Origin of the sequence: Streptomyces sp. CB02056, from assembly GCF_001905545.1 — a bacterium.
Lineage (GTDB): Bacteria > Actinomycetota > Actinomycetes > Streptomycetales > Streptomycetaceae > Kitasatospora.
On record NZ_LIPD01000003.1, the window covers coordinates 350,654 to 363,537 of the forward strand.

Annotated in this window: 13 protein-coding genes; 5 read left to right on the forward strand and 8 right to left on the reverse strand. The window is 74.7% G+C overall.

What is annotated here, in order from left to right:
- Positions 1-47: 47 nt before the first annotated feature.
- From AMK13_RS08965 to AMK13_RS08980, 4 genes are all read right to left on the reverse strand, one after another.
- Positions 48-1,325 carry a serine hydrolase domain-containing protein gene (locus tag AMK13_RS08965; RefSeq protein WP_074001765.1) on the reverse strand — a complete coding sequence of 426 codons (1,278 nt, stop codon included), beginning with the start codon at positions 1,323-1,325 and terminating at the stop codon, positions 48-50.
- Positions 1,326-1,613: 288 nt separating this feature from the next.
- On the reverse strand, positions 1,614-1,886 hold the full coding sequence (locus AMK13_RS08970; protein WP_049660170.1) for a hypothetical protein: 273 nt from the start codon (positions 1,884-1,886) through the stop codon (positions 1,614-1,616).
- 190 nt (positions 1,887-2,076) lie between these two features.
- Entirely contained in the window at positions 2,077-2,343 is a 267-nt protein-coding gene (locus AMK13_RS08975; RefSeq protein WP_049660172.1) for a UBP-type zinc finger domain-containing protein, read from the reverse strand.
- 38 nt (positions 2,344-2,381) lie between these two features.
- Positions 2,382-3,308, reverse strand: coding sequence for a helix-turn-helix transcriptional regulator (locus AMK13_RS08980; protein WP_049660173.1), 927 nt, complete (start codon positions 3,306-3,308; stop codon positions 2,382-2,384).
- A gap of 195 nt (positions 3,309-3,503) precedes the next feature.
- Here AMK13_RS08980 and AMK13_RS08985 point away from each other — a divergent pair, with 195 nt between their 5' ends.
- Together AMK13_RS08985 and AMK13_RS43400 are read left to right on the forward strand one after the other, a co-directional pair.
- Positions 3,504-4,265, forward strand: a complete 762-nt coding sequence (locus AMK13_RS08985; RefSeq protein WP_074001766.1) for an SDR family oxidoreductase — start codon at positions 3,504-3,506, stop codon at positions 4,263-4,265.
- A gap of 68 nt (positions 4,266-4,333) precedes the next feature.
- The gene (locus tag AMK13_RS43400) at positions 4,334-7,102 is read left to right on the forward strand and encodes a lysylphosphatidylglycerol synthase transmembrane domain-containing protein (RefSeq protein ID WP_074001767.1); all 2,769 of its coding nucleotides are present in this window, start codon (positions 4,334-4,336) and stop codon (positions 7,100-7,102) included.
- A 45-nt stretch (positions 7,103-7,147) separates the two neighbouring features.
- On the opposite strand, the gene AMK13_RS08995 is transcribed toward AMK13_RS43400, so the two are convergent.
- On the reverse strand, positions 7,148-7,348 hold the full coding sequence (locus AMK13_RS08995; protein WP_049654408.1) for a hypothetical protein: 201 nt from the start codon (positions 7,346-7,348) through the stop codon (positions 7,148-7,150).
- Positions 7,349-7,577: 229 nt separating this feature from the next.
- On the opposite strand from AMK13_RS08995, the gene AMK13_RS09000 reads away from it, so the two are divergent.
- From AMK13_RS09000 to AMK13_RS09010, 3 genes are all read left to right on the forward strand, one after another.
- On the forward strand, positions 7,578-8,090 hold the full coding sequence (locus AMK13_RS09000) for a carboxymuconolactone decarboxylase family protein (protein ID WP_079271959.1): 513 nt from the start codon (positions 7,578-7,580) through the stop codon (positions 8,088-8,090).
- Between the two features lie 207 nt (positions 8,091-8,297).
- On the forward strand, positions 8,298-8,942 hold the full coding sequence (locus tag AMK13_RS09005) for a class I SAM-dependent methyltransferase (RefSeq protein ID WP_049654410.1): 645 nt from the start codon (positions 8,298-8,300) through the stop codon (positions 8,940-8,942).
- Positions 8,939-9,523, forward strand: a complete 585-nt coding sequence (locus AMK13_RS09010) for a TrmH family RNA methyltransferase (protein WP_049654411.1) — start codon at positions 8,939-8,941, stop codon at positions 9,521-9,523. Before AMK13_RS09005 ends, AMK13_RS09010 begins: the two co-directional genes overlap by 4 nt.
- Positions 9,524-9,646: 123 nt before the next feature.
- Here the strand turns inward: AMK13_RS09010 and AMK13_RS09015 are convergent, their stop codons facing one another.
- The 3 genes from AMK13_RS09015 to AMK13_RS09025 form a co-directional block, all read right to left on the reverse strand.
- A complete protein-coding gene (locus AMK13_RS09015) occupies positions 9,647-11,293 on the reverse strand; it encodes a hypothetical protein (protein ID WP_074001768.1) in 1,647 nt (548 codons plus the stop codon).
- 65 nt (positions 11,294-11,358) lie between these two features.
- Positions 11,359-12,261: an ABC transporter ATP-binding protein gene (locus AMK13_RS09020; protein WP_074001769.1), complete on the reverse strand. Its 903-nt coding sequence runs from the start codon at positions 12,259-12,261 to the stop codon at positions 11,359-11,361.
- Positions 12,262-12,293: 32 nt separating this feature from the next.
- On the reverse strand, positions 12,294-12,677 hold the full coding sequence (locus AMK13_RS09025; protein WP_049654416.1) for a hypothetical protein: 384 nt from the start codon (positions 12,675-12,677) through the stop codon (positions 12,294-12,296).
- Positions 12,678-12,884: the final 207 nt, after the last annotated feature.

Here is a 12,884-nt window from a genome sequence, read left to right on the forward strand (position 1 = left end):
GCTCGCGACCGGGTTCGGCCGCTCCGGCCGCCCGGGAGCGGCGGGGCTCAGTGCTGCCCGTACGCCTGGCCGGAGCCGAAACCGGTGGTCACCAGCTTCCACAGGGTGGGGAACTCCTCGCCGGTGATGCCGGTCGGGTTGAGCCCGATGACCACGCTGCGGGAGAAGTCGCGGGTGGCGAAGACGCCGGTGGTGTAGCCGGGCCGGGAGCCGTTCTTGCCCCAGACCTCGGTGCCGTTCGGCAGGACGGTGCGCAGCAGGCCGGCCGTGCTGTAGCAGGCGTGCCCGGCGGTCGGGCCGATCTCGCAGTTCTTGTTGTGGTCGTTCAACAGCTCCGGGACGGCGAACACCTCGGCCTGCTGGGCGGGCCGCAGCAGCCGGCCGCGGTAGAGCGCCTCGAAGAACCGCTCCAGGTCCGCGGCGGAGGAGATCATGCCGCCCTCGGCCCACGGGTACGGGCTCTGCTCGGTGACGTCCACCCGGGCGGTGCTGCCGTCGGCGTTCCGGACGTCCACGTAGCCGGTGGCGTGCGGGCCGCGGATGGTCAGGTCGTCGGCGGCCGGGACGTAGGTGGCGTGCAGGCCGAGCGGGCCGGTGATGCGCCGCCGCACCTGGTCGGCGTAGTCGTCGCCGGTGACCTTCTCGATCACCAGCGCGGCGACGAAGTAGTTGTTGCCGTTGTACTGCTGGGCGGCGCCGGGCTCGAAGCTCCTCGGCTGGGTGAGCATGTCCGCCACCACCTGCTGCGGGCTGTAGGAGACCGCCTTGTGCGCGGCGAACCACGCCGTGCTGCCGTCCCCGGAAGTCATCCCGCCGCCCCCGGGCAGGCCGCTGGTGTGGTTGAGCAACTGCCGTACGGTGACCGGCGGGTAGCCGGCCGGCAGCAGTCCGGGCAGGTACTGCTGGACGGTGCCGTCCAGGTCGACCCTGCCCTCGCCGGCGAGCTGGAGCAGCACCGTCGCGGTGAACACCTTGGTGACGCTGCCGATCCGGAACCGGGCGTTCGCCGGCACGTCCTCCCCCGAGGTGCCGCGCCACCGGGCATCCTGGCCGCCGACCCGGACCAGCGCACCGGTGACGCCGGCGGGCAGCGAGTGGAGGGTCTCGGCGAGCGACTCCCGGTCCAGCGGGCCGGGTCGGGCCGTGGCGGAGGCGGTGGTGTCGACGGCACTCGAAGAGGTGGCCGGGGAGGTAGTCGGGGAGGCGGCCGCGGCCAGGGCCGGGGTCGCGGCGCCGATCGTGGCGACGCCGACGGTGGCGGCGGCGAGCAGCGCGCCGGTCGCCACGAGGACGGACCAACGACCGGTACGGGCAGGGCTGTTCATGGGGAGTCTCTCCAACGGCGGCTCGCCCGGCGGGTATCGGGCCGCCCTGGTCGGCGGCCCGCCCGGCCGACGGCGGCTCGGGCACTCGGACAGGAGAGAGTCTTCGGGACGGCCTCGGGCCGCGACATCCGGGAACGGCCCCGAACCTTCCCCGAGCGCATCCCTGACCACGCGTCAGGGATCAAGGGATCGCGGGTCGGGGTCGGGCGTCGGGGGCGGGCGTCGGGGGATCACGCGGCGGGGGCGGGCGGCCGCGATCCGGCCACCCGCCCCCGCGCGCGTCGCGGCTCAGTGGGCGGAGTGCTTCTCCGCGCCACGGTGCCGGTGCCCCTTGAGCTCGGCGTGCATCGCCGGGGCCGCGTGCGCCGTCGCGCCTGCCGCGTCCCGGCCGCCGTGCCGGAAGGCCTCACCGACGCCGTACCCGGCGGCGGCGTAGGACATCGAGCCGGCGCTGGGCTCCGGCGCGAGCCGAGTGGGCGGGCTCGCCATGCCCCGGCGCTCCAGCAGGTCCTGGGTGCCCTGGCGGAGCTTGGCGGTGCTGCCGGGCGTTCGCTTGGTCATCGTCGGCCTCCCTTCGTCGGCCTCCGGGCCGGACGGATGCCGGCCGGAGGGGCCGCACGGGCGTTATGTCCGGATTTTATCCGGGTTGCGGGCCCGTGCCACCGCGGAGAAGCCGACCTGCCGCTACGGGGGCAGGGGTGGGCGCCGTACGCACGGGGGCAGGTGGAGGCGCCGTACGGGGCCGGCCGCCTCAGCCCATGACCTCGTGGACGAAGCACCAGCGCCAGTCCTCCCCCGGCTCGTACGAGCGGATCACCGGGTGGGAGGAGTTGTGGAAGTGCGCGGTCGCGTGCCGCTGCGGCGAGAAGTCGCAGCAGCCGATGTGACCGCAGTCCAGGCAGATCCGCAGGTGCACCCAGTCCCGGCGGCCCTGCGCCAGGCAGTCGGCGCAACCGTCGGCGGGCGGCCGGGGCTCGATGTCCTGAGGAGCCAGAGCGAGGTCTTCGCAGGCGCTCATGACTGAAAGGCTATGCCGCCCCGGCGCGGATCGCCCGCTCAGGGCGCTTCCGCCCCCTCGGCGGCCGCCCCGTCCGCTCCCGCACCCTCGGTCACCGCTCCCGCGCCCCCGGCCGCCGCCCCCGGAGCCGTCCAACTCGCCAACAGGGCCAGCTTCTGGGCGGTGGGCGAGTCCGCCGGGGCGGTGTAGACGACCAGCAGCTGCTCCGGCGAGCCGTTGACGCCGAGGGTCTCGTAGCCGAAGTCGAGTCCGCCGACCAGCGGGTGGTTCACCTGCTTGACCCCGTGGGTCTTCTCCCGCACCAGGTGGTCCGCCCAGAGCCGGACGAACTCCGCGCTGCGCAGCGACAGTTCGCCCACCAGGGCGGCCAGCTCCGGGTCCTCCGGGTGCAGTCCGGCGTCCCGGCGCAGGAAGGCGACGGTCTCGGCGGCGACCGCGTCCCACTGCCCGTAGTACTCCCGGGCGGACGGGTCGAGGAAGGCGTGCCGGGCCTGGTTGGGCAGGCCGTCCGGGCCGGCGTCGGAACGCGTGGAGAAACCGTTCACCGCGTCGCCCAGCGCGTTCCAGGCCAGCACGTCCATCCGGCGGCCCAGCACGAAGGCCGGCACCCCGGTCATCAGGTCCAGCAGCAGCCGCGTCCCCGGCCGGACCCGCTGCCGCCCCCGCACCCGGGCGGCGGAGGCGGCCGGCGCCTTGGGCGGACGGACCAGCGAGCGCAGGTGCGCGGCCTCCACCCCGTCCAGCCGCAGCACCCGGGCCACCGCGTCCAGCACGGCGTCCGAGGCGCTGCCGCCCCGGCCCTGCTCCAGCCGGACGTAGTAGTCGACGCTGACGCCCGCGAGCTGCGCCACCTCCTCCCGGCGCAGGCCCCGCACCCGGCGGCGGCCGTGCGAGGGCAGGCCCACCTCCTCCGGCAGGATCCGGGCCCGACGCGAGCGGAGGAAGTCCCCCAGGGTGTTCTCCATGCCGGGCAGGGTAGCCGCGGAGGGGCGTCCCGAGGGTGGCTCTGGCTTTCCCAGGCTCCCCGGTCCCGGGAAGGCCCGTCCTGGGAAGGCCCGTCCCGGGCTGGCGGTGCCCGGGAGGAACGCACCCCTGGGTAACCGGTCGCGGCCCGCGCAGAGTGGTCGGCGTCAGCCCGGCCGAACCCTCTGGAGCCCCCGATGAGCCACCCGTCCCTCGCCGCCCGCACCGCCGTCGTCACCGGAGCCGCCAGCGGTATGGGCGCCGCCACCGCCCGGCTGCTCGCCGCCTCCGGCGCCCGGGTCGCCCTGCTCGCCCGCCGCACCGAGCGGCTGGACTCCCTCGCCGAGAAGATCGCCGCCGCGGGCGGGCAGGCCCTCGCCGTCACCGCCGACGTCACCGACCAGGCCTCGGTGGACGCCGCCGCGAAGGCCGTCCACGACGCCTACGGCCCGGTCGACCTGGTCGTCAACAACGCCGGGGTGATGCTGCCCAACCCGCTCGCCGACGGCCGGATCGACGAGTGGACCCGCATGGTGGACACCAACCTCACCGGCGCGCTGCGGATCGTCCGCGCCTTCGGCTCCGACCTCACCGCGGCCGCCGCCGAGGGCCGCACCGCCGACCTGGTCAACGTCTCCTCGATCGCCTCGCACATGGTCTTCCCCGACTACGCGGTGTACGGGGCCACCAAGGCCGCGCTCACCCAACTGTCCGCCGCCCTGCGCAGCGAGTTCGGCCCGCGCGACGTCCGGGTCAGCGCGATCGAGCCCGGACTGACCGACACCGAACTCGCCGGGCACATCGACAACCCGGTGCTGCGCGAACAGCTCGGCGGCATGTTCGACGCCATCCCGGCCCTCGCGGCCGAGGACGTCGCCGACCTCATCGCGTACACCGTCAGCCGCCCCCGGCACGTCAACCTGCGCCACCTGGTCGTCCTGCCGACCCGCCAGGCCTAAGGCCCCGTCGTACCGGCACTGCGCAATCCCCACTCCTCGCCCACGGGTGGCATGGGAGCATGCCATCCGTGGCGATCGTGACGGGGAGAACGGACGGCGACACCGGCGGGGGCGACCCGGGCGGTGCGCCCGCGCGGCGGAAACGCGGCAGCGGTGACAGCGCCCGCGACGACGAACGGACCGGCGCACCGGCCGACGGCGGCGACGAACGGACCGGGGTACCGGCCGACGGCGGCACCGGAACGGCCACCGCCCGGATACCCGAGCAGACCGGCCCCGGACCCGGCCGGTTCCGGGCACGCCCACTGCCCGCCACCGACCGGGTCCGGCAGCCCGTCGCCCTGATCCGGCTGATCGGCGGCCTGTTCGCCATCGCCCTCACCCTGCTGCTCGCCGACTACGCCCGCGCCACCACCGGCGGCATCGCCGCCGACGTCGCCGAGGCGGCCGCGCTGGTGCCGCGCCCGCTGGCGAGCCTGGCCGGCGGGCTCACCACCGCCGCCGTCCTGCTGCTCCCGGTGGGCCTCGCCGTCCGCCGACTGCTGGGCCCCGACCGGCGGCGCGCCGTCCAGCAGGTCTCCGACGGACTGCTCGCCGCCGTCCTCGCGTACGGCGCCACCCTCGGCCTGGACCTGTGGGCCGACGACCTCGCCCCGCTCTCGCTGCTCACCGCGCTCACCCACGCGCTGCCCGACGGCGGACTCGGGCACACCGAGCCCGTCTACGGCTACCTCGCGCCGGTCCTCGCCTTCATGACCGCCTCCGGCAGCCGGGAACGCCGCCTGCCCTGGACCGTCCTCGCCCTCTCCGGCCTCGCCGGACTGACCGGCGGGTACGCCACCCCCACCGCGCTCCTGCTCGGGCTGCTGATCGGCTGGACCGGCGCCCACGGCACCCTGTACGCGGTCGGCACCCCCGACCCCTGCCCCCGGCCCGGCGAGGTCCTGCGCGCCCTGCGCGACAGCGGCCTGCGCCCGGTCGAGGCCCAGCCGGCCGGCCCCGACCGCTACCTGGTCCGACAGGCCGACGACCGCCCCGACCTCGACGTCCAGCTCCTCGACCGGCAGGCCGTCACCGCCGCCGCCGTCCAGCGCGCCTGGCGCCGGCTGCGGCTGCGCACCGCCCCCGACCCGCGCGTCCTGCGCTCCCCCCGCACCGGGCTGGAGCACGAGGCCCTGGTCGCGTACGCGGCCCTCGCGGCCGGCGTCCGCACCCGCCGCATCGCCGCCACCGCCGGCATCGGCCAGGACACCGCCCTCATCGCGTACGAGCGGCTGGCCGGGCGCACCCTGGACGAGCTCCCCGACGAGGAGATCACCGACGAGCTGCTCACCGACGCCTGGCGGCAGCTCGCCCTGCTCCAGCGCCGCGAGATCGCCCACCGCGCGCTCGTCCCCTCCTCCCTGCTGATCGACGACTCGGGCGCGGTCCACCTGGTCGACTTCGCCGACGGCGACATCGCCGCCACCGAACTCGTCCTCCACTGCGACCTCGCCCAGCTCCTCACCACCCTCGCCCTGCGCGCCGGCGCCGCCCGCTCCGTCCGTACGGCCACCGCCGTCCTCGGCCCCGACCCCGTCGGCGCCGCACTTCCCCTGCTCCAGCCCATCGCCCTCACCCACACCACCCGCCGCGCCCTCAAACAGCACGCGAAGCACACCGGCGCCCGGGCCGCCGAGCCGTCGGGCGGTCCGGCCGGTGTCGACGTTGCGGCCGAAGCCGGGTCCCCCACCGGCGGCGACGGGCCCGTCGCCACCACCGCTTCCCCGGCGCCCCCGGAGGCCACCACCACCGAGCCGGCCCCCGAGCACCACACCCCCGCCCCCAGCGGCCTGCTCGACGAGATCCGCGCCGAGGTCCTGCGCACCCGCCCGCGGGTGGTAGGCCGGCCGGTGCGGCTGGAGCGGCTGCGGCCGCGGACCCTGCTGGTCGTCGTGGGCGGGGTGGTGGCCGGCTGGCTGCTGATCCCGCAGCTGTTCGCGGCGGAGGACAACCCGGTCTCCGCGCTGGCGGACGCCGATCCCTGGTGGCTGCTGCTGGCGCTGGCCGCGGCGGCGGCCAGCCACGTCGCGGCGGCGATGGGCTTCGTGGGCTTCGTCCCGGAGCGGCTGGACTTCCGCAACGCGGTACTGGCGCAGGTGGCCGGGTCGTTCGTAAAGCTGGTGTCGCCCGGCGGCGTCGGCGGGATCGCGCTGAACACCCGCCTGTTGCAGCGGGCCGGGATCCCGACCGCGCAGGCGCTGTCCAGCGTCGGCGTCGGGAACCTGATCGGGCTGGTGCTGCACCTGTTGCAGCTCGGCGCCTTCGTCTACCTCCTGGACTTCGTACCGGGCAGCTCCGAGCTGGACGCGCTGCCCGCGGTGGTCGGCGGACTGGCGGGGGCGGCGGCGCTGCTCGCGGTGGTGTCGGCGATCCCGGCGGCCCGGCGGTGGCTGGCGACGCGGCTGCGGCCGCTGACGGCCGAGGTGGTGCCGCGCCTGCTGGACCTGCTGCGCAGCCCGTCCAAACTGGCGGTGGGGGTGACCGGGCAGCTGCTGGTGTCGATCTGCCTGATCACCTGCCTGTACTGCTGTGTCCGGGCGATCGGCCGGGAGCCGTCCTTCGCCGCGGTCGCGGTGGTGTTCCTGGTGGGCAACGCGGTGGGCAGCGCGGCGCCGACCCCGGGCGGGGCCGGTGCGGTGGACGGGATGCTGCTCACGCTGCTCCAGCAGACCACGTCGATGGAGCCGGGCGGCGAGCTGGCCGCGGTGGCGCTGTTCCGCCTGCTGACGCTGATCCTGCCGGTGCTGCCGGGCTGGGCGGCCCTGGCCTGGCTGCAACGGCGCCGGGCCCTGTAGCCGCTCCGGGGCCCCTCTGCTCCCGCTCCGCTCCCTGGGACCCCGCTACTCCCGGTACTCCTCCTCGTCGTGCCGGACCGGCTGGGTCTGTTCCACGACGTCCGCGACGTTGGTCGCCGGGTCCGCGCCGACGGCCCGGCGTTCGGCCACCTCGTCGTACGTGTCGCCCTCGGGTGCCTGCTCGTCGGGCTCGACGGTCTCGGCGGTCTCGTCGATCAGGTATTCCTCGTGCTGTTCCTGCGGCATGGCATCCGTCCTCACTGTTCGGAGGCCTTCACGGGCGTTCGGAGGCCTTCACGGGCCCGGCTGGCGTACTCGCAGTATCCGCCGCCCGGCGCCGGGACGCGACGCGCCGACGACGCTCCGGCGTTGCCGGGACTCCGGCGGGCCCCCGGCCGACCGGCCTGATTGACCCACGAAACAGCACCGTGAATGACCCAGGGGACGGGTGCATTCCGCTCCTAGGGTCGTAGCCATGACGACGAACGAGAGCTCCCGGACCACCGAAGCCACCCGGACCGCCCGGACCACCGAGGCCCTCGCGGGCACCGCCCGCCTCGACTACGCCCGCACCGCCCCCAAGGTGTTCCGCGCGATGATCGCCCTGGACGCCGCCGCCCGCGAGGGCCTCGACCCGGCCCTGGTCGAGCTCGTCCAGATGCGCACCTCCCAGCTGAACGGCTGCGCGTACTGCCTGGACATGCACGCCAAGGACGCCCGCAAGGCAGGCGAGACCGACGAGCGGATCTACCTGCTGCCGGTCTGGCCGGACGCCCCCGCCGGGGTGTACACCGAGCGCGAGCGGGCCGCCCTGGCCCTGGCCGAGGAGGTCGCCCGGATCGACGGCGGCGTCTCGGACGCGGTGTACGCCCGGGCCGCCGCACACTTCGCGGAGGCCGAGCTGGCGCAGCTGATCTCGGTCTGCTTCACCATCAACGCCTGGAACCGCATCAACGTGGCCACCCGCAAGACCCCCGGCACCGCCTGACCGCGCCCACCATCCGCGCCGCACGGCCGTCCGCACCGCCGTTCCCGAGCCGCGTCCCGGGCGACGGCGAGTGCACCGGCGGGAGCACCCGTCCCGGGCGGCGGCCGGAACGCCGTCCGGGCCACCGGGGGTACGATCGGTGCCGTACAAAGGGCTAACCCACACCCACCCGGTGGCCCCGAGGCCCATACGAACGACGGGGAAATCATGTCCGGCTCGCACTACTTCACCGGTGCACCCGAGGTCGCCAGCGACCGCCGGCCGATCACGGTCTCCCTGCCGGACCTCACCCTGGAACTGACCACCGACACCGGGGTGTTCTCCCGCACCCGGCTCGACCCGTGCACCCGGATCCTGCTGGAGCACGCCCCGCAGCCGCGGGTGCGCGGCCCGATCCTGGACATCGGCTGCGGTTACGGTCCGATCGCGCTGACCTGGGCGAGCCGCCGCAAGCGCCTCCCGGTCTGGGCGGTGGACGTCAACGAGCGCGCCCTGGAGCTGGTCCGGCTGAACGCCGAGGCGCTGGGGCTCGGCAACGTCCAGGCCTCCCTGCCCGACGACGTCCCCGAGGACGTCCGCTTCGCCACCATCTACTCCAACCCTCCGATCCGGATCGGCAAGGCCGCGCTGCGCCGCCTGCTCACGCACTGGCTCGACCGGCTGACCCCGGACGGCTCGGCGTTCCTGGTGGTGCAGAAGCACCTGGGCTCGGACTCGCTCCAGAAGTGGCTGAACGAGCAGGGCTACCCGACCAGTCGGGTCACGTCGGTCAACGGGTGCCGGATTCTGGAAGCGCGGCCCCGCCCCGAGGTGGGCGAGGGCTCCGAGAGTGGACGAGGTACGACGACGTGAAGCAGCTGCGCGGGACCGAACTGAAGCGTCTGCACCGCTCGTGGCGGCGCAGCAACGAGTTCCGGCTCGCGATGATCCTGGAGAACCTCCAGTCGCCGTTCAACGTCGGCTCGGTGGTCCGCACCGGCGCGGCGATGGGCGCCGAGAAGCTGTACCTGGTCGGGGACACCCCGTCGGTGCGCTCCTCCGGCGCGCAGAAGGCCGCGATGGGCACCGACAAGTACCTGAAGGTGGAGCACTTCCCGACCATCGCCGAGGCGGTCGCGGCGGCCAAGGCGGACGGCTTCAAGGTCGTCGGCCTGGAGCTGGCGGACGAGGCGGTGCCGATGTTCGCCGCCGAGCTGACCCCGGCGGTGGCCTTCATGCTCGGGCACGAGGACCGCGGGATCACCCCCGAGGCGCTGGCGCTCTGCGACCAGGTCGTGTTCGTGCCGCAGCTGGGCCGGGTCGGCTCGCTGAACGTCTCGGCGGCCGCGACGGTGGCCTGCTACGAGGCGCGCCGGCAGGGTTACGCGATCAGCGGCACCCCGGACGGCGACCTCTCGGGTGACCTCGCGGGCGACCTCGGCGACGACGAGTAGTAGACGGCGCGCAGGAGACGGCGAGAAGGAGACGACGGGCAGACGGGCGACACCCCCTGGGTGTGCCCCGAAGCCCGAGGGCAGCCCGGACCGTCCGCCGACGGCCCGGGCGCCCGTCTCCGGTCAGCCCTTGACGTTCCGTCGGGCGGCGCCGACCAGGAACACCACCGCGAGCATGGCCGCGGACAGCGCCCCGACCAGCAGCGGCCCCGGACCGCCCGGGCTGCCGTTCACGCGCACGGCCCCCATGAAGTCGACGGCGGCGACGTTGTTGACGAGGACCCACCAGAGCGGCAGGTAGACCACCTGGAAGAGCCGGTGGCTCCGGCTCACCACCCCGAGCGCCATGGCCAGCGAGGGGACGAACAGCGCGCCTCCGAGCCAACTGGCCGTCCCCGCACCGTCGCCCGCCGCCAGCATGCGTATCAGCGGGGCGGCACCCGTCACCGCGGTGAGCACCAGCCCGGACGCCCATTCGGCGAGCAGCCTGCGCCGGGCCGACGGGTAGGCGCCGAGCAGCACCTCCAGACCGTTCTCGACCTGCTGACTGCCGAGCCGGGACCAGATCAGGACCGGCCACAGCCACGCCAGGGGCAGGAGCAGGCCGGTGACGGCGTCCATCGGCAGCACGAACCCGGCCACCGTCAGCCCGGCGGCGACCAGCCACCACCAGCGGGAGACGCCCTGCACCAGGATCCGGGCCTCCCCCGCCAGCAGCCGCCCGAACGCCCCGGCCCGCCGCGCTTCGGCCTGCGGCAGGGCGGTCCGCTGCGGTTCGGTCCGTAGCCGAGCGCCCGGTACGGTCGCCCAGCGCGCCCCCGCCGTCTCCGTCCCCTCGGCCCCGGACGACTCCCCGGCCATCACCTCCGCGACGGCCCCGGCCCCGGCCCCGACGGCAGCCGCACCCCCGGACGCACCGCCGGAGGCACGCGCCGGATCGAACCTGCCGAACCACAGGGCCGGCAGCAGCGCCAGGCCGATCGCCAGCAGCACCAGGGCCAGCCGCCCGAGGACGAACCCGGCGGACGGCTCGAACCCGCCCCAGAGGAAGGTGCCCAGCGGCTTGTCGACCTTGGTCAGCCCGAGGCTGAACCCGCCGTCGCCGACCGACTCGTGCCGGGCCTCCAGCGCCGCGCCCATCGACCGCGCGACCTGGTGCACGCCGAGGCCGTCCAGCGGCGCGGAGGCCGACTGCCCGCCGAGCGCGAGCACCATGGCCAGCACGAACCAGACGACGTTCCCGAAGCCGCCTCGCAGCAGCGGCACCGTCTCGAACACCAGCGCCGCCGCCGCGGTGAGCGCCATCAGGGGCAGCGCGAGCAGCAGGAACGGCACCACCAGGGCTATCGGGTCGACCGCGCGGTCCTCACCGCGGGCGAGCTGCATCAGCAGCGCGGTGACGGCCAGCACGCCGACCATGGAGGCGAGCACCAGCAGGTTGCTCAGGAACTTGGCCAGGAGGTAGCGGGAGTTGCGCAGCGGGGTGGCGGCGAGGACCTGGCCGACCCCGCTCGCCTCGTCCCGCGCGATGCCGCTGCGCACCACGTAGAAGCCGCCGAAGGTGAGCCAGAGCGCACCGGCCAGGGCCGTGACCGCGCCGACGTAGGCGCTGTTGTAGATGCCCCGGTGGCCGCCCACGTCCATGATCGTCCAGTGGCCGCCGGCGTCCGGTACGGCCAGGTAGCCGAGCCCGACCGCGGCGAGCAGCGTCACCGCGTACACCGGTCGGCGCACCCGGTCCCGGAAGTCGCCGACCGCCAGCCTGGCCAACGCCGGCCCGACCCCCGACCCCGAAGCCGACCCGACCGCCGGACCCGTCACCGTCACCGTCGCCCTCATCGCCGCACCGCCCGCTGCTCGGTCCGGGCCGAGCCGCCCGGCCGGTGGATGACGCCCAGGTAGGCGTCCTCCAGATCGGGCACGACCCGGACCGCGTCGGGCCGCGGCGGCTCGGCGGCGAGCAGCCGCACCCGCACGCCGTGCCCGGTCCGCACCATCCGGCTGACCACGTGGCGGGCCTGGACCTCCAGGAGGTCCGCCGGTGCGACCACCGCCTCCCAGACCTGCCCGTCGATCTCCCGGAGCAGCTCGTCGGGCGCGCCCCGGCGCAGCAGCCGGCCGTGCGCGACCACGGCGATGTCGGAGGCCACCGACTCGACGTCGGAGACGATGTGGGTCGAGAGCATCACGACCCGCTCCGCCGCGAGTTCGCTGAGCAGGTTGCGGAAGCGCACCCGCTCCTCCGGGTCCAGGCCGGCGGTCGGCTCGTCGACCACGATCACCCTGGGGTCGGCCAGCAGGGCCTGCGCGATGCCGACCCGGCGGAGCATGCCGCCCGAGTAGGTGCCGAGCGGGCGCCTGACCGCCTCGGTCAGGTTGACCAGCTGGATCAGCTCGTCGATCCGGGCCCGGGCGGAACGGGCTCCGATCCCCTTGGCGGCCGCCAGGTAGGACAGGAACTCCCGCGAGGTCAGGTTCGGGTAGACCCCGAAGTCCTGTGGCAGGTAGCCGAGTTCACGGCGCAACCGGTCCGGCTCGGCCACCACGTCGGCGCCCTGGTACCGGACCTGCCCGCCCGTGGGCCGGGTGACCGTCGCCACGATGCGCATCAGCGACGACTTCCCGGCGCCGTTCGGCCCCAACAGCCCGACCATTCCCGGCCCGAGGCGCATCGTGACGCCGTCGACGGCCCGCTTGCCGCCCTTGTAGACCTTGGTGACATCAACCAGTTCGAGCATGTTCCCCGTCCCTCCGCCAGGAGTCATCGCCTTCACCCCTTGAGCTCCGTCTCGCGCCCGTCCCGCAGGACCGCCACGCCCTTGGGCACCTCGACCCGGTACTTCGTGTCGCAGTTGGCGATCCCCGAGCACCCCGCCCGGAGGTCGAGGACCCCGTCCTTCAGCTCCCAGGAGGCCTTGGCGCTGCCGACCTTGCCGCTGGTCTCGAACCAGCGGGTGACCTTGACGTCCTTCCGGTCGACCGCGACGAGGTCGGCGGGGGCACCGTGCGACACGACGTTCAGCCTCTGGGCGGCGAACTCGAAGGTCCTGTCCTCGGGCGCGGCGTCCATCGCGTCGGCGCAGCCGGCGAGCGACAGCAGCGCGGCCACCACGAGAACGACCGGCCCGTATCCGGTTCTCGTACGTCGGTCCACGTCGTCCTCCTTGCGGTCGGGGTCGGATGCGCCGCTCCGGGCGCGTTTCCTGGGGCACGTGAGCACGCTCGTAAGCCTGGCCGGTCCGCGGGCTTCTGCCATCTGCCGTTCGGCAGATATCCCGTATGACCAAAGGGGGAGTTTCTCCCACCGACAAGGCCTCCCCGCAGTCGTCAGAATGGCCTCACGGGCCGGCGCGACCGGGCC